Source organism: Flindersiella endophytica (assembly GCF_054779015.1).
The window spans coordinates 475,405-491,341 of the sequence record NZ_BAAGYY010000036.1; the positions used below are offsets into that span (position 1 = coordinate 475,405).

Consider the following 15,937-nt stretch of genomic DNA (forward strand, 5'->3'; position numbering starts at 1 on the left):
TCATGGCCTGCAATGTTCTCAGACTGCGCTTGGTGAATGCTGCCGGGTCTCTGCTACCCATCAGTCACATCTCGCACAAGAGCCGCGACGCCGCTGGGTCAGCGGCCGGCGCGGGTGACGAGGTCGGCCCAGCGGTGGGCCGGTGCGTTCGCTCCCTCGGTGGTCGCGGCCTCGGCCCGGCGGCCATCGCCAGCCGGCAGCGGAGCCCAGCTCGGCCGCGGCGGGCAGCCGCGCCAAGCTTCTGCGAGCTGCCGACCGCGGCGCGCCGGCCGTACTGTCGCGTGGCTCGCGCACGAGACGCGACGCCGCTGGGTCAGCGGCCGGCGCGGGTAACGAGGTCGGCCCAGCGGTGGGCCAGCGCGTTCGCTCCCTCGGTGGTCGCGGCCTCGGCCCAGACGTTGGTGACGGCCTCGGCGGGGTCGGGGAGGACCAGCGCCCAGGAGTCGTCGGGCTCGACGATTCGTACGCCGTCGGTCGTGTCGATGCGGCGGCCGTCGGCGGCCTCCATGGCCGCTCGCATGACCGCGCCCTTGGTCGCCCACGGCGTCGGGACCGAGAGGTGGACGACGTGCGCGGTCGGGATCCGGGTGTTGATCTGCGACAGCGGCAACCCCACCCGCGCGATCACCGACACCAGCCGGACGAACGCGGCGAAGGCGTCGACCGCGGTGGAGAACTGGGGTACGACGAAGCCGCCCCGGCCGTCGCCCGCCAGCAGGAGCCCAGGCTCGGCCGCCGCGACCGCCAGCGCGTCCGGTGCCGTGGTCGTCCAGCGGATCGAGACGCCGTGGAACGCCGCGACCTTCTCCGCCACCCGCGTGGTGGTCACCGGCAGGGCGACGTGGCCCGAGGACGCCTCGGCCGCCACCAGGTCGACGAAGAGCAGCAGCGCGCGCTCGTCGGGTATGACCGCGCCGGTGTTGTCGACCAGCGAGATCCGTTCGCCGAACGGGTCGAACCGGACGCCGAGCGCGGCCTGCGACGACGACACGACCTCCGACAGCCGGCTCATCGCCAGCCCTCGTTGTTCGGCAGTCTCGGTCGGGCTGTGCTCGTCGAGGCCGGCGTTGAGCACGAACGCGTCGATGTCGAGCCGTCCGAGCAGGTTGGCGACCAGCAGGCCGGCCGTGCCGCGGCCCGCGTCGATCACGACTTTCGGCTCGGTCTCGGCCAGGCCGGTGGTGTCGATGTGCTCCAGCAGCCCGTGGACGTAGGTCTCGATCGTGCGCGACGGGAAGCGCAGGTCGCCGATCTCGCCCGGGAACGCGCGCCGGAACTCCTGCCGCCCGAGCACCCGCTCGATGTTGCGCCGCGCCGCCGACGACAGGTCGGAGCCCTGCTCGTCGAGGAAGATCAGGTCGACCGAGTCGGGCCGGCTCGGCGTGGTGCGGATCAGCAGGCCGCCGGCCACCGACTGGCCCGCGGTGACCAGCCGTGCCACCGGGCTCGGCGCCACCTGCAGGTCGAGTACGTCGATCGCGCTCGAGGTGAACGCGGCGATCGCCGCGCGCTTCAGCGCCCGCGCAGCCCGTGAGGTGTCGCGCGCCGTGACGACCGTCGCGCCCTTACGCAACGTGGTGGCGTACGCACCGGCCAGCCGGACCACCAGCTCCGGCGTGATCTCGACGTTGACGATGCCGGTCACCCCGCGCGGGCCGAACAGCGCCTGCCGGCCCTGCGACTCCCAGATCACGCTGGTGTTGACGACCGCGCCCGCCTCGATGGTCTTCGACGGGTAGACCTTGATCTCTGGGTGGAGCACGGCCTCCTCGCCGACCGTGCAGTCGTCGCCGATCACCGCGCCGTCGTCGATCCGGGCGCCGCGCATGATGTCGGTGTTCTTGCCGATGACGCAGCCGCGCAGGTTGGTGTGGTGGCCGACGTAGGCGTTGTCGTGCACGACCGAGCGGTGCAGGAACGCGCCCTCGCGTACGACCACGTTGTCGCCGATCACCGTGTGATCGCGCAGCTCGGCGCCGCCCTCGACCTTGGCGTACGGCCCGATGTAGAGCGGGCCGGTCAGCACGGCGTCCGGGTCGACGTCGGCGCCCTCCCCGACCCACACGCCGTCGGAGACCTGGAACCCGTCGATCTCGATGTCGACGCGGCCGTCGAGCACGTCGTAGTTGGCCTTGAGGTAGCTGCGGTGGTTGCCGACGTCCTCCCAGTAACCGTCGGCGACGTAGCCGTGCAGCGGCGCGCCCTTGGCCAGCAGCATCGGGAAGATGTCGCCCGACCAGTCGACGGCCTCCGTGGTGCCCACGTGGTCGAGGATCTCCGGCTGCATGACGTAGATGCCGGTGTTGACGGTGTCGGAGAACACCTGTCCCCAGGTCGGCTTCTCCAGGAAGCGCTCGATCCGCCCGTCGTCGTCGAGGATCGTGATGCCGAAGTCGAGCGGGTCGGGTACACGGGTCAGGCAGACCGTGGCCAGCGCGCCCGTGCTGTGGTGGTGCTCGACCAGCGCCGTGAGGTCGATGTCGGTGAGCGCGTCGCCGGAGATCACCAGGAACGTGTCGCCGCGGATCGCGTCGGCGGCGTTCTTCACGCTGCCGGCCGTGCCGAGCGGCTTCTCCTCGGTGGCGTACGTCAGGTCCATGCCGAGGTCGTCGCCGGCGCCGAAGTAGGCCCGCACCATCGAGCCGAGGAAGTGGACCGTGACGACGGTCTCGTCGAAGCCGTGCCGCTTCAGCAAGCGGAGCACGTGCTCCATCAAGGGCCGGTTGACAACAGGCAGCAGAGGCTTGGGCAGCGTGCTCGTCATCGGCCGCAACCGGGTGCCTTCGCCGCCGGCCATGACGACTGCCTTCACCTCGGGCTGCCTCCCTCATCGTCTCGGACCGACGCGACCAGCTGCCGGGCCTGGTTGCCGTAGAGCAGCCCCGCCCACCAGTAGAGCGCCGTGCCCCAGAGAGCGAACGCCCAGCCGATGATGGTCGCCGCGTCTGCCCAAATACCCTCGCCGTCGCCAAGGAAAAGTAACGGGAAGGCGTACATCAGGCAGAACGTCGCGACCTTCCCCAGGAAATGGACCGGCAGCGGACCGAAACCGTGGCGGCGCAGCACTGGAAGCAGCGCCGCCAGCAGGACGTCACGCAGAGGAATGATGATCGCCAGCCACCACGGAATCACGTCGCGGACGGCCAGCGCGAACAGCACGGCCAGGATGTAGAGGCGGTCGGCTACGGGGTCGAGCAACTTGCCGAGCTCGGTGATCTGCCCGGTGCGGCGCGCGATCTGGCCGTCGAGCCAGTCGGTGAAGCCGGCCAGGCCGAGCACGATGATCGCCCAGCCGTCCTCGTGCGGGCCGAGCACGAGATAGAGGAAGAGCGGAACTCCGGCAAGCCGGAGAAAGCTCAGGAGGTTGGGCACGGTCAGGACGGTGTGCCTGGGGCCGGCACCGCCGGGGCCACCGGCCGACTCCGGGGTCGCACCGGACGAGGCTGGGCTCGTCATGCCTGTACGGTCCGACACCGGATCTTCCCCCTTACACGTTTCACGCTTTCTCATTATCACCTTGCCCTGGAAGCACGACGCGTCGGCACGTCGCGGAGCAGTGCGGGGCTTCGGAGCGTTATGGTCAGGTGCGGGGGTCTGTCCGCGAACCGCATGTTTCGAGTTCTCCTCGGCGTGCTTGCTGGCATCGGCCCCTCCCAACGTGGAGACTGTTGGCCAACGGCGAAGCCTTTGCGCGAACCGGGAGGCGGTTTAGAAGCATGCGGGACGTGAAACTCGTACGGCTCAGCGAGGACGGCACCCATCTGGTGCTGGCCCACGAGGGCACCGGCGAGGAGTTCGCGCTGCGCATCGACGACCGGGTTCGCGGTGCAGTGGTGAGTGATCGGGCGCGCATCGGCCAGTTGCCGATGGAGCGCCCCAGCCGCCTGCGCCCCAAGGAGATCCAGGCCCGGCTGCGGGCCGGCGAGTCCTCCGAAGACATCGCGGCCGCTGCCGACGTTCCGCTCGAACGCATCCTGCGCTACGCCGGCCCGGTGCTCGCCGAACGCGAATACATCGCCGAGCAGGCCCGGCGCTGCGCGCTCCGCCGCCAGCCCGGCGGCACCGCCGGTAAGACCCTCGAGCAGGTGGCCGGCGACCGGCTCGAAGCACTCGGGCTCGACCTCGAACGCGCCGAGTGGGACGCCTGGCGCGCACCTGACGGCCGCTGGGCGGTCTCCGTCAAGTACGCCCTCGACGGCGAGCAGCAGCGCGCCGTGTTCAGCTACGACCCGCTCGGCCGTCTGGTCGTCCCGTCCGACGACGCGGCGCGCGAGATGGTCGAAGGGCCCAAGGAGCAGCCGGCCACCTCGACCGTGGGCCCGTCGGTCGTGCACGGCCCCGGACCTCGCACTCCACGCGACGGCCGGCTGCGGCTCGCGCCGGTGCCCCCGCCGGAGGCCGCTCCCGAGGTCTACGCCGGCGACCCCGACACCGGCCACAGCGCCGACGTCCGGCAGCTGCGGCCCGCCACGCCGCCGACCCGGCCGCAGCAACCCGCGGCCCGCCACCATGACCTCACCGAGGCCGACCTCGAGGCGATCGACAGCGAAGACACCGTCGACCTGTCGCGCACGCTCAACCGGCAGCCGGGTCAGCTGAGGCCGTTCCAGGCACCGCAGCAGACCCCGCCGTCCCAGCCGGAGCGGCAGCCCGAGCCCGTCCGCAACGGTGGCGCCGAGCCGCCGGTCCTGCGCGCGGAGCCGAGGCGTGAGCCGGAACCCGAGCGTCAGCCGGAGCCTGCCCGTAACAGCGGCGAGCCGCCCGTGCTGCGCGCGGAGCCGAGGCGTGAGCCGGAGCCCGAGCGTCAGCCGGAGGCCGTGCCCGAGCTGCTCGACGCCGGCGACCTGGCCGAGCCGGAGCCCGCGTACGAACCCGAGCCCGAGCAGGCCTACGACTACGACCAGCACGCTCCCGAGCCGATCCTGGAGCGCCAGCCGGAGCCGGTGACGCCGGCACCCGCGCCGCGGCCCGCCGGCAACGACTGGTTGCCCGAGGAGATCCTCGAAGAGGTGCGGGCCGAGCCGGCGCCCAAGCCGGTCCAGCGCGTGCCGGAGCCCGAGCCTGTCGCCGAGCCGGAATCCGAGCCTGAGCTCGAGCCGGAGCCCGCACCGGCTGCGCGCCGGCAGGAGCCCGAACCCGAGCCAGAGCCTGAACCGGCTCCCCCGGTCGTCGAGGAACGGCCTGCGCCGCCGCGTGTGGTGCCCACACCCCCGGCCAAGCGCCCCGTACCCGCGCCGCCGCCCGGCCGGCGACCCGCTCCGACCGTGCGCGACGCCGAGCAGCCCGCCGCCAAGGCTCCGGCTCCCGACCGTCCGGCGGCCGAACCGCGCGTCGAGGAGCCGGTTGCCGAGCAGCCGGTCAAGGAGGCGGCGGCAAAGGCAACGTCCAAGCCGGCCAAGCCGGTCAAGGCAGCGCCGAAGCCGGCCGAGGAGAAGCAGCCAGAGCCTGAGCCGAAGCCGGCCGAGGTCGCCGCGGCAGCCGAGCCCGAGACCGCACCGGAGCCGGAGGCGGCCGTACGCCGGCCGAAGCCCGCCAACGCCAACGCCCAGCGCAAGCGTGCCGCCCGGTCCAGCCGTCGCAAGGGCGGCGCGGTCCCGAGTTGGGACGACATCCTGTTCGGCGGCGGAAAGAAGTAACGGTACGAATCGGGCGGGTTGCTGGCGAAGCCATGCCCCCTCTGGCACAATGCTCGGCATGCAGTCCTACGTCCGCTGCAGCCGTCGCTGTTGTTGTCGCTGATCTTCTCGACCAGCCCAACAGCCGACTTCGTATTGCTTCAGCTAGGACGTACCCTCCATGGACTTCGCCGCTTGGGCGCGTGCACTGTCTGCGCGCGGACTGCAAGTCGTACCGCCGAGCCACCAGGTTCCCGTCGTGTTGTGGGCGCTGCTGCCCGATGGTGGCGCGCTGCACTTCCAGTGCCGAGGCACGACCGTCACGCTCTCGATCTACGCCGAGTCGGCGCTGATGCTCCTGGAGCCGGAGTCGTTGTGCGGTTGCGGCTGCGGCATGATCGCCAAGGCCCCGGCCACTCCCCCGCGGCTCGCCCTGCGTGATGCGGTCGGCCCGGACCAGACCGCGGTCTTCGACGGCGCCGCCGAACGTGGCTGGCGTACCGTCGAGGCCGGCCGGTTGCGGGTGGATGAGGCGGCCGAGCTGTTCGAGCAGCTCCTGGCCAAGCTGCAGCCGGTCAGGTTCGCCGCAGCGCCGGCCACCGCACCAACTGCCGCACCCACCGCGCCGGCCGTCCCGGCGACCTAGTCCTTGTCCTCGCCTTCGACGGCAGCCAGCCGGCGGCCAAGAAAGCGCCGCTCACCATCGGTAGGCGCCAGTTCCAGCGCCTGCCGGAAACTCTCGGCGGCCTCGGCGGGCCTGCCGAGCCGGGCCAGCAGGTCCGCGCGGGTGGCCGGCAGCAGGTAGTAGCCGGCCAGCTCGCCGCCGGACGCGAGTGCGTCCACCAGCGCCAGCCGGCGGCCGGCCCGTCGGACATCGCCACGGCGACCGCGTGGTTCAGTTCGACGACTGGCGACGGAACCAGTTCGGCCAGCCGACCATAGAGTGCCGCGACCCGAGCCCAGTTCGTGTCCGCCGGCGTCGCGGCGACCGCGTGGCAGGCCGCGATCGCCGCCTGCAGCTGATAGGGCCCGCGCACCCCGCGCCGCAACGCACGGTCGAGCAGGCCGAGCCCGGCGTCGATCCGGTCGCGATCCCAGAGGCTCCGGTCCTGCTCCTCCAGCGGCACCGGATCGCCGGCCGCGTCGACCCGCGCGGCCCGGCGGGAGTCCTGCAGCAGCAGGAGCGCCGACAGCCCGAGCACCTCGGGATCGTCCGGCATCAGACTCGCCAGTACGCGGGCCAGCCGGATCGCCTCGGCGCACAGGCCCGCACGCACCAGGTCGGCGCCCGCGCTGGCCGCGTACCCCTCGTTGAACAGCAGGTACAGCACGCCGAGCACCGCCGCCGTCCGCTCGGGCAACAGGTGTCCGGGCGGCACGCGGTACGGAATCCGGGCGTTGCGGATCTTCTGCTTGGCCCGGACCAGCCGCTTGGCCATCGTCGCCTCGGGCACCAGGTACGCCCGCGCGATCTCGGCGGTGGTCAGCCCCGCGAGCGTACGCAAGGTCAGCGCGACCCGCGCCTCGAACGCCAGCGCCGGATGGCAGCAGGTGAAGATGAGCCGGAGCCGGTCGTCCGGCAGAGCGTTCTCGGCGTTCTCAGCGTTGCCGACGTTCGTGGCGGCATCCTCGGGTGCCGGCTCGGCCATCATCGCCACCTCCTTCAGCTTGGCCGCCTCGGTCGCCGACCGGCGCAGCCGATCCACCGCACGGTTCCGCGCGACCGTGGTGAGCCACGCACCCGGACGCGCCGGTACGCCATCGCGCGGCCAGGCCACCAGGGCCTGGGCGAACGCCTCCTGCACGCACTCCTCGGCGAGGTCCCAGTCGCCGGTCACCCGGATCAGCGTCGCGACCACCCGGCCCCACTCCTCCCGGAAGGCGGCGTCCACCGCGGCCCGCGCTACTGCGGACGTCGTTTCCGGATGGCCGGCCGGCATCACTGGCCCCAGATCGGCCGCACCTCGACGGTTCCGATCCTGGCGAGCGGATCGGCCGCCGCGACCTCGATCGCCTCGTCGAGGTCGGCGACCTCGATCACGACGTAGCCCGCGATCTGCTCCTTGGTCTCCGCGAACGGTCCGTCGCCCAGCAGCACCTCGCCGGCCCGGACGCTGACCGTCGTGGTGTCGGTGGCAGGCGACAGCCGGTGGTCCTCCAGCAGGATGCCGCGCCCGGTCATCTCGTCCACCCAGGCGACTACGTCGCGGTGGATCGCCTGGCCCTCCTCCTCGGTGCGTTCGATCGAGTCGTCGGTCCAGAACAAGAGCGTGTACTTCACTTTTGCCCTCCGTCAGATGAAGCGCGGGTCGCCCGCGTAGACCTTGGGTGCCCGGCCCTTCGGCTCTTCCCAGTCCTCCTGCCGCCCGAACGCCGTGAGGTCGAGCAGCGCGTAGGTGTCGGCGATCCGCTCGGTGCCGCGGGCGTACGTGGAGTAGGTGTGGAAGACGTCGTCCCCGTCCCGCAGGAAGCAGCTGAATCCCGACCGCTCGTCGCCGTCCGGGCCCATCGTCACCTCGAAGTCGCGGTTGAAGTCGCTTCCGTACGAGGAGTACCAGGGGAACGTCCACCCGCGCGCGGCTCGATACGCCGCGAGCTTGGCGTACGGCGCGCGCGACACGCGGACGAAGCTGGTGTCGCGTCCCTTCAGGCGGGCGATCAACCGCGGCGATGCCGACTCCTCCATCAGGGCCCGGCAACCCATGCAGGCCTCGGACCACTCGGGAGCGAACATCGCGTGGTAGACGACGAGTTGGGCGCTGCCGTCGAACAGGTCGAGCAGGCTCGCCTCGCCGGCGTCGCCCTCGAAGCGGTAGTCCTTGCCGATGCGTACCATCGGCAATCGCCGACGGCCGGCGTTCAGCGCGTCCTGCTGCCGGGTCAGCTCCTTCTCGTGGGCCAGCAACTGCTCGCGGGCCACCTGCCACTGCTCGCGCGAGACGATCTCGGGAAGACTCATCGCAACCTCCGTCAGGGAGTTTCGTTCGGTTCGTCAGCACGACGAACGGGAACGGCCGCGAAGGACACCCTCCGGCAGAAAATCCGGGAGCGTCAGCCGCCGGTGGCGATCGGGCGCTCGGGGTTGGTGATCCAGTCCGACCAGGAGCCGACATACAGCGCGGCCGGGATGCCGGCGAGCTCGAGCGCGAACACCGCGTGTGCTGCCGTCACGCCGGATCCGCAGTAGGCACCGACCGGCCGCGAGCCGTCGACGCCGACAGCGGCGAACCGTTCACGCAGCTGCTCGGGGGTGAGGAAACGCCCGTTCGGATGGGTGTTCTGGCTCGCGGGCGCCGAAACCGCACCCGGGATGTGACCGGCCTTCGGGTCGATCGTCTCGTCCTCGCCGCGGAACCGGTTGGCCGGCCGGGCGTCGAGCAACACACCTCGTTCGGCCAGGGCGGCCGCGGCGTCGGCGTCGAGCGACGGCATGCCGCCAGGTTTGGCGGCGAACGTGCCGGGCTCGACCTGCGGTGTGCTGTCCTCGACCGGCAACCCAGCCTCGACCCACGCGCGGTAGCCGCCGTCGAGGATCGCGGCGTCGGGACCGCCGAAGTACTTCAGGCACCACCAGGCTCGTGCCGAGCCGAAGCCGTCGCCCACGTCGTACAGAACGATCCGCGAGCCCTGCGACACGCCGGCCCGGCGCATCGCGGCCTCGAACGTCTCGGCCGCCGGCAGCGGGTGCCGCCCGGACTCGCCCGGAACGTGCGGGCCGGACAGGTCCTGGTCCAGGTCGACGAAGCAGGCGCCGGGCAGATGGCCCGCGTCGTAGAGCCCGCGACCGGGCGGACCGGCGAGCGACCACCGCACGTCGAGCAGGACCGGCGGATGATGTGACTGCAGCTCCGCATGCAGCGTTCGCGCCTCGATCAGTTCGGCCATGCGGGCAGTTTGTCAGAGCCGGCACCCGGCACGGCCCCCTGTTCCCGATCGACGATCCACTAGGGTTGAAACTCGTGCGTGTTTGTGTGTTTTGCGGTTCGACTCCAGGCACTGACGAGCGATACATGAAGGCAGCCACCGAGCTCGCCGAGGTCCTCGCTCAGTCCGGCATGGGCATCGTCTACGGCGGCGGGAACGTCGGAATGATGGGTGCGGTGGCCGATGCGGGCCTGGCCGCGGGCGCCGAGGTGATCGGCGTGATCCCCCGGATCCTGGTCGACCGGGAGCTCGCGCATCCCGGCCTCACCGATCTCCGGCTGGTGGCCGACATGCACGAGCGCAAGGCGACGATGGCCGCGCTGGCCGATGCGTACATCGCGATGCCCGGTGGGATCGGAACCCTGGAAGAGCTTTTCGAGATCTGGACGTGGGGCAAGCTCGGGATACACAGCAAACGCATCGGGCTGCTGGACGTCGGCGGTTTCTACCAGCCGTTGCTCGCGTTCATCGACCAGGTGGTGGAGGCGGGGTTCCTGCCGCCGGCCGACCGGGATGCGTTGTGTGTCGCGGCGACGCCGCGAGACCTGGTCGACCAACTGATGGCGAAGGAGCGTTCGTGACCATCTCTCCGTCGTCCGACGGCCCGCCGGAGCTGCGCCGCCCGCAGCGGCTGCGTGCCGGCGACCAGGTCGCCGTGGTCTGTCCGGCCGGCCCTCCGAAGCAGGAGGTGCTCACCGCCGGCCTGGAGATCCTGCGTTCGTGGGGCCTGGCCGTGCGGCTCGGCGAGCACGTGAGTGCCAAGCACCCGAGGCTCAACTACCTCGCGGCGACCGATGCGCAGCGCACCGCTGACCTGCAGGCCGCCTGGTGCGACCCGGACGTACGCGCGGTGTTCTGCGCGCGTGGCGGCTACGGCTCGATGCGGCTGCTGGACCGGCTCGACTGGGACGCGATCGCCGCTGCCGGGCCGAAGCTCCTGGTGGGCTCGAGCGACATCACCGGCCTGCACCAGGTGCTCGGCTCGATGGTCGGCGTCGCCACCGTCTTCGGCCCGATGGTCGGCACGAAGTCGTTCTCCGAGGATCCGGTCGCGCAGGAGCACCTGCGCGCGCTGCTGTTCGAGCCCGAGTCGGAGGCCGCGACCGTACTCGCCGGGCCGGCGGCCGAGCCGATGTTTCCCGGTGAGGCGCGCGGGCAACTCGTCGGTGGCAACCTCAGCCTGGTGGTGTCCGGACGCGGAGTCCCCGACGTACCACCGCCGCCGCCGGGTGCGATCGGCCTGCTGGAGGACGTCAACGAAGAGCCGTACCGCATCGACCACTTCCTGACCCACCTGCGGCGCGCGGGCTGGTTCGACAAGCTCGGCGGCCTCGCGCTCGGCTCGTGGAACGACTGCGGCGACGATCCCGCGGCCCTGCGCGCGGTTGTCGAGGACCGCGTGGGCGACCTCGGGATCCCCGTGATCTGGGAGCTCGGCTTCGGCCACTGCCGCGGCCAGCTCAGCATGCCGCTCGGTGTGGAGGCCGAGCTGGTCTCCGACCCCGCGACCGGGACCGCCAACGTCACCCTGACCAGGCCGGCGCTGACCTGACGCCGGGCCGTACCGCTTGAAGGGAGAGCACATGCTTCCGGAGGATCTGGCACCCGACCTCTGCGCCGCGCTGATCCGCTTCGACACCACCAACCACGGCGACGGCAAGTCGGCCGGCGAGCGGCCGGCGGCGGAGTTCGTGGCGGCCGAGCTCTCCGCCGCGGGCTACGAGCCGCAGCTGCTGGAGAAGGCGTCCGGCCGGACCAACGTCGTCGCGCGGATCCCCGGAACCGACCCGTCCGCCGAGGCGGTGCTCGTGCACGCCCACCTCGACGTCGTTCCCGCCGACGCGTCGGAGTGGTCGGTTCCACCGTTCTCCGGTGAGGTGCGCGACGGCTTCATCTGGGGTCGTGGCGCGGTCGACATGAAGGACATGGCGGCGATGACGCTGGCGGCCGTACGCACCTGGCCGGAGCGCGGGGTGCGGCCGGCGCGCGACATCGTGGTGGCATTCGTCGCCGACGAGGAGGACGACGGCGTCTACGGCGCGCGGTTCCTGGCCGAGCAGCACCCGGGGCTGTTCGACGGCTGCGCGATCGGGATCAGCGAGTCGGGCGGCTGGACGTACCACGTGGGCGACACCCGGCTGTACCCCATCGCCTGCGCCGAGCGCGGCACCCTGCACATGCGGGTCACCGCACGCGGGCGGGCCGGGCACGGCTCGCGGCCGAATCCCGAGAACGCCGTGGTGACGCTGGTCCAGGCGCTGTCCCGGGTGGCGGCGTACCGCTGGCCGGTGCGCCTCACGCCGACCGTCCAGGCCTATCTCGAACGTTCGGGCGCCGCCCTCGGTGTCGAGGTCGACCTGAGCAGCGACGAGGGCGTCGACGCGACGATCGAGCGGCTCGGCCGGGCGGGCGAACTGGTCACCGCGACGGTTCGCAACACCTCCACCCCGACCGTGCTCGAGGCCGGCTACAAGGTCAACGTCATCCCCGGAACCGCCACCGCGAAGATCGATGTACGCGCGCTGCCCGGCACCGAGGAGGAGACGCTCACCACCATCGACCGGCTGCTCGGGCCTGGTATCGAACGCGAGCAGCTGATCGTCAACCAGGGCGTCAGCTCGCCGTTCGACACCGCCTGGTTCGAGGCGATGGGCGAGGCGTTGCGCGCCGAGGACCCGGACGCGGTTGTCGTTCCGTACTGCATGGGTGGCGGAACCGACGCGAAGGCGTTCTCCGCGCTGGGAATCGACGGGTACGGCTTCTCGCCGCTCGGCTTCCCCGAGGGCTACAACCACCGCGGCATGGCCCACGGCGTCGACGAGCGGGTGCCGGTCGAGGCGGTGCGCTTCGGCGCGCGCGTACTCGATCGTTTCCTGCTCTCCTAGGGCTCTCCCAGGGCCTAGTGTTCGGTTGTGGAGCTTCGCGTCCTTGGCCGGATCGAGCTGTCCTCCAACGCACGGACGGTGACGATCGCGGCCGCCAGGCAACGAGGGCTGCTCGCTCTGCTGGTGCTCGAGCGCGGACGGTCGCCGAGCAGTGACTGGCTGATCGACCAGCTGTGGGACGGCGCTCCCCCGCCGGCTGCCAAGGCGACGTTGCAGTCGTGCGTCTACCGGCTGCGGAGGATCTTCGCCGAGCTCGACCTCCCGATCGAGTTGCTCACGCGTTCCAACGGCTATCTGCTCTCGCTGCCGCCCTGTGCTCTGGACCTGGACCGGTTCGAGCAGGCGGTGGCCGAGGGCCGGCAGGCGATGGAGGCCGGTCGGCTGGCGGAGGCGGTGGCGGCGTTCCGCTCCGGGCTCGAGCTGTGGCGAGGCGAGGCGTTCGAGGGCATCGACGTGGCCCTCGTACGCGAGCACGCCGACCGGCTGCGGGAACGACGGCTCGACGTCACCGAGCAGTGCCTGGAAGCCGAGCTGGCCGGCGGACGGCATGCCGACGTGGCCGACGAGCTGGCCGAACTGACCGGCACGTATCCCTTGCGGGAGTCGTTGTGGCGGCTGCGGATGCTGGCACTGGCACGCGGTGGACGCAGGACCGAGGCGCTGGACGCATACGGCGAGCTCGGCCGGCTGCTGGACGACCAGCTGGGCCTCGAACCGTCGACGCCGGTGCACCAGCTGTACGAGCAGATCCTGGCCGACGACCCCGTGCTCGCCCTCCCGTCCGCGGTCGTTGCTCCGGCTGTGACCGCGCGGACGATTCCGCGGATGTTGCCGGCCGCGATCGGCGACTTCACCGGACGCAGGACGCAGCTTGCCAGGCTCGACGCGCTGGTGCCGCTGGACGGCTCCGACCAGCCGGAGCCGGTGGTGATCTCGGCGATCTCCGGTACGGCGGGCATCGGCAAGACCATGCTGGCCGTGCACTGGGCGCACCGCATCGCCCACCGCTTCCCCGACGGCCAGCTCTACGTGAACCTACGCGGGTTCCATCCGACCGGCCAGCCGGTCCCGCCGGCCGAGGCGCTGCGCGGCTTCCTGGACGCGCTCGGCGTACCCGCCGAGGCGATCCCCGCCGGCCTGGACGCCCGGATCGGCATGTACCGGAGCCTGCTGGCCGACCGGAAGGTCATCGTGCTGCTGGACAACGCCCGCGACAGCGAGCAGGCCCGGCCGCTGCTGCCTGGTGCGCCCGGCTGCCTGGTGGTGGTGACCAGCCGCAACCGGCTCGGCGGACTGGTCGGTGCCGAGGCCGCCCGGCCGGTGCTCCTCGACCTGCTCACCACGGAGGAGTCGCGGGAGCTGCTGGCCCGGCGGCTCGGGACCGACCGCACCGACGCCGAGCCGCAGGCCGTCGAGGCCATCATCGATTCCTGCGCCCGGTTGCCGCTCGCGCTGGTCATCGCGGCCGCGCGGGCTGCGACCAACCCGGATTTCCCCCTGCGCGTACTGGCCGACGAGCTCGCCGAGACCAGTGGCGGCCTGGACGCGTTCGCCGGCTCGGATCCGGCCGCGGACGTCCGGGCGGTGTTCTCGTGGTCGTACCGGCAGCTCAGCAAGCCGGCGGCACGGCTGTTCCGGCTGCTCGGCCTGCATCCCGGACCGGACATCTCCGGGCCGGCCGCGGCGAGCCTCGCGGGCATGCCGCTGGGACAGGCCCGGTCACTGCTGGCCGAGCTCACTCGCAGCCACCTGCTCACTCAGCACCAGCCCGGCCGCTACACCTTCCACGACCTGCTGCGTGCCTACGCCACCGAACTGGTCCGCGAGGACGCCTCCGCCGAACGCGACGACGCGACCCGCCGGATGCTCGACCACTATGTCCACACCGGCCACTCCGCCGCGTTCCTGATCGCGCCGTACCGCGACCGCGTCCCCTTGGGCGCGGCCGCTCCCGGCGTCAGTGCCGAAGCACTCGACAGCCATGACGCGGCGATGGGCTGGTACATCGCCGAACGCCCGGCGCTGCTCGCGCTGATCGACCAGACCACAGCCGAGGGCTTCGACGCCGACACCTGGTGGCTGGCCTGGATGCTCGCGACGTTCCTGGAACGTCACGGCCGCTGGAACGAGTGGGCCGCCAGCCAGCGCGCCGCGAAGGCCGCCGCGCGCCGGGCCGGCGACCCCGCCAAGGAGGCGCTGGCCTCTCGGCTGCTCGCCGGTGCGATCTACAAGCTGGGCGACAACTACAGCTCGTACGCCGAACTGCTGAACGCGCTCGACCTCTACGCCCAGCTCGGCGACCACATCGGCCAGGCGCGCGTCCATCGCAACCTGGGTTGGGTGCTGTCTCGGCTGGACCGGCACGACGAAGCGCTCGAACACACCGAGCAGGCGCTGGAGCTCAGCCGGACCGCCGGCGACCGCACCGGACAGGCGATCGCCCTCAACGCGATCGGATGGAGGCACGCCCAGCTCGGCGAGTACGAGCAGACCGTGACCTACTGCGAGCAGGCGCTGGCGTTGCACAAGGAGAGCGGCAACCCGAACGGCGAGGCCTCAGCGTCCGACAGTCTCGGCTACGCCTACCACCACCTCGGTCAGTACCGGCGTGCGCTCACCAGCTACCGGCGCGCGCTGGAACTGCTACGGCAACAGGGCAACCGTTCGTACGTGGCCGAAGTGCTGGAGCACCTCGGCGACGCCTACGAGGCGATGGGCGACCGCGGCGCCGCCAGGCAGCACTGGCGACGGGCCCTCGAGATCCTCCAGGAGCTCGGCGTCCGAGGCGCCGAAGCCCTGCGAACGAAGCTCGGCGCGCCGGCGGCCGACTCGGAGAGTGGCTCAGGTGCTGGGCCCGAACGGCAACATGTCGGGTGACAGCGAACCGGCGTTGGCCGCGGCCGTGGTGACCTGGCGGCGATGATGCCGCCGGCACAGCACTTCGTACCCAATGTCGAGTACCTCGTCGGTGTCGCCGACGACGACCTGTTCCCCTTCGGTCACCATCACACCGCCGACGGTGCGGGCGTTGTGGGTGCCGCGGCGGCCGCACCAGCACAGCACCTGGACCTGGAGCGTCTCCACGCGGTCGGCCAGCTCGACCATCCGCGCGCTGCCCGCGAACATGCGGGTCCGGAAGTCGGTCAGGATTCCGAACGCGTAGACGTCGATATCGAGGTCGTCGACCACCCGGGCCAGCTGCTCGACCTGGGCGCCGGTGTAGAACTGCACCTCGTCGCAGATGAGGTAGTCGATGCGGCCGCCGGCCGTGAGCTCACCCACGACCGCGCGCTGCAGGTCGAGCTCGGGCGACACCTCCTGGGCGTCGACGGTCAGGCCGAGGCGGCTGGACAGTCGCGCGGCACCGGCCCGGTCGTGGCTGGTGAACAGCCGGCCGGCCAAACCCCGCTGCCGGGCGTTGTGGTCCAGCTGCAACGCGAGCGTGGACTTGCCGCAGTCCATCGTCCCGGTGAAGTAGACAAGTTCGGCCACGGAGGAACATCCTCTCCTACC

At 71.6% G+C, this 15,937-nt stretch carries 13 protein-coding genes and 1 pseudogene; 6 read left to right on the forward strand and 8 right to left on the reverse strand.

Annotated elements, in window-relative coordinates:
- Positions 1 to 313 precede the first annotated feature (313 nt).
- Entirely contained in the window at positions 314 to 2,812 is a 2,499-nt protein-coding gene (locus ACYVF6_RS40785) for a sugar phosphate nucleotidyltransferase (protein ID WP_460530410.1), read from the reverse strand.
- A complete protein-coding gene (locus ACYVF6_RS40790) occupies positions 2,809 to 3,456 on the reverse strand; it encodes a CDP-alcohol phosphatidyltransferase family protein (protein ID WP_460530414.1) in 648 nt (215 codons plus the stop codon). The genes ACYVF6_RS40785 and ACYVF6_RS40790 overlap by 4 nt, the downstream gene beginning before the upstream one ends.
- 260 nt (positions 3,457 to 3,716) lie before the next feature.
- On the opposite strand from ACYVF6_RS40790, the gene sepH reads away from it, so the two are divergent.
- A complete protein-coding gene (gene sepH, locus ACYVF6_RS40795; RefSeq protein WP_460530417.1) occupies positions 3,717 to 5,636 on the forward strand; it encodes a septation protein SepH in 1,920 nt (639 codons plus the stop codon).
- A 160-nt stretch (positions 5,637 to 5,796) separates the two neighbouring features.
- A complete protein-coding gene (locus tag ACYVF6_RS40800) occupies positions 5,797 to 6,261 on the forward strand; it encodes a hypothetical protein (protein WP_460530420.1) in 465 nt (154 codons plus the stop codon).
- On the opposite strand, the gene ACYVF6_RS40805 is transcribed toward ACYVF6_RS40800, so the two are convergent.
- The 5 genes and pseudogenes from ACYVF6_RS40805 to ACYVF6_RS40825 all read right to left on the reverse strand — a co-directional run bounded on the left by ACYVF6_RS40805 (position 6,258) and on the right by ACYVF6_RS40825 (position 9,500).
- A complete protein-coding gene (locus ACYVF6_RS40805; RefSeq protein ID WP_460530533.1) occupies positions 6,258 to 6,458 on the reverse strand; it encodes a tetratricopeptide repeat protein in 201 nt (66 codons plus the stop codon). The two genes, ACYVF6_RS40800 and ACYVF6_RS40805, sit on opposite strands and share 4 nt — an antisense overlap.
- 266 nt (positions 6,459 to 6,724) lie before the next feature.
- Positions 6,725 to 7,555, reverse strand: a pseudogene (locus tag ACYVF6_RS40810) (RNA polymerase sigma factor); the annotation flags it as partial.
- Complete coding sequence (locus ACYVF6_RS40815; protein WP_460530423.1) at positions 7,555 to 7,896, reverse strand: YciI family protein; 342 nt, start codon at positions 7,894 to 7,896, stop codon at positions 7,555 to 7,557. The gene ACYVF6_RS40815 and the pseudogene ACYVF6_RS40810, both read right to left, overlap by 1 nt.
- A 12-nt stretch (positions 7,897 to 7,908) precedes the next feature.
- Positions 7,909 to 8,574, reverse strand: coding sequence for a DUF899 domain-containing protein (locus ACYVF6_RS40820; RefSeq protein WP_460530426.1), 666 nt, complete (start codon positions 8,572 to 8,574; stop codon positions 7,909 to 7,911).
- A gap of 92 nt (positions 8,575 to 8,666) precedes the next feature.
- Positions 8,667 to 9,500 (reverse strand): sulfurtransferase, encoded by an 834-nt coding sequence (locus ACYVF6_RS40825; RefSeq protein WP_460530429.1) that lies wholly within the window; start codon positions 9,498 to 9,500, stop codon positions 8,667 to 8,669.
- An 86-nt stretch (positions 9,501 to 9,586) separates the two neighbouring features.
- On the opposite strand from ACYVF6_RS40825, the gene ACYVF6_RS40830 reads away from it, so the two are divergent.
- Genes ACYVF6_RS40830 through ACYVF6_RS40845 form a run of 4 tightly spaced genes read left to right on the forward strand, consistent with a single transcriptional unit; the run spans position 9,587 to position 15,301 of the window.
- Positions 9,587 to 10,120, forward strand: a complete 534-nt coding sequence (locus tag ACYVF6_RS40830) for an LOG family protein (protein WP_460530536.1) — start codon at positions 9,587 to 9,589, stop codon at positions 10,118 to 10,120.
- Positions 10,117 to 11,091, forward strand: a complete 975-nt coding sequence (locus ACYVF6_RS40835; protein ID WP_460530432.1) for a S66 peptidase family protein — start codon at positions 10,117 to 10,119, stop codon at positions 11,089 to 11,091. The genes ACYVF6_RS40830 and ACYVF6_RS40835 overlap by 4 nt, the downstream gene beginning before the upstream one ends.
- Positions 11,092 to 11,122: 31 nt before the next feature.
- A complete protein-coding gene (locus ACYVF6_RS40840; RefSeq protein ID WP_460530435.1) occupies positions 11,123 to 12,424 on the forward strand; it encodes a M20/M25/M40 family metallo-hydrolase in 1,302 nt (433 codons plus the stop codon).
- 27 nt (positions 12,425 to 12,451) lie between these two features.
- Positions 12,452 to 15,301, forward strand: coding sequence for an AfsR/SARP family transcriptional regulator (locus ACYVF6_RS40845; RefSeq protein ID WP_460530438.1), 2,850 nt, complete (start codon positions 12,452 to 12,454; stop codon positions 15,299 to 15,301).
- Here ACYVF6_RS40845 and ACYVF6_RS40850 read toward each other — a convergent pair.
- Positions 15,266 to 15,916 (reverse strand): thymidine kinase, encoded by a 651-nt coding sequence (locus ACYVF6_RS40850; RefSeq protein ID WP_460530441.1) that lies wholly within the window; start codon positions 15,914 to 15,916, stop codon positions 15,266 to 15,268. The genes ACYVF6_RS40845 and ACYVF6_RS40850 overlap by 36 nt on opposite strands.
- Positions 15,917 to 15,937: the final 21 nt, after the last annotated feature.

Excerpts from the sequence above, each read along its gene's own strand:
- ACYVF6_RS40800 (WP_460530420.1), top strand. The coding sequence starts at position 5,797 with ATGGACTTCGCCGCTTGGGCGCGTGCACTGTCTGCGCGCGGACTGCAA.
- ACYVF6_RS40840 (WP_460530435.1), top strand. The coding sequence starts at position 11,123 with ATGCTTCCGGAGGATCTGGCACCCGACCTCTGCGCCGCGCTGATCCGC.
- sepH (WP_460530417.1), top strand. The coding sequence starts at position 3,717 with ATGCGGGACGTGAAACTCGTACGGCTCAGCGAGGACGGCACCCATCTG.
- ACYVF6_RS40825 (WP_460530429.1), bottom strand. The coding sequence starts at position 9,500 with ATGGCCGAACTGATCGAGGCGCGAACGCTGCATGCGGAGCTGCAGTCA.
- ACYVF6_RS40820 (WP_460530426.1), bottom strand. The coding sequence starts at position 8,574 with ATGAGTCTTCCCGAGATCGTCTCGCGCGAGCAGTGGCAGGTGGCCCGC.
- ACYVF6_RS40790 (WP_460530414.1), bottom strand. The coding sequence starts at position 3,456 with ATGACGAGCCCAGCCTCGTCCGGTGCGACCCCGGAGTCGGCCGGTGGC.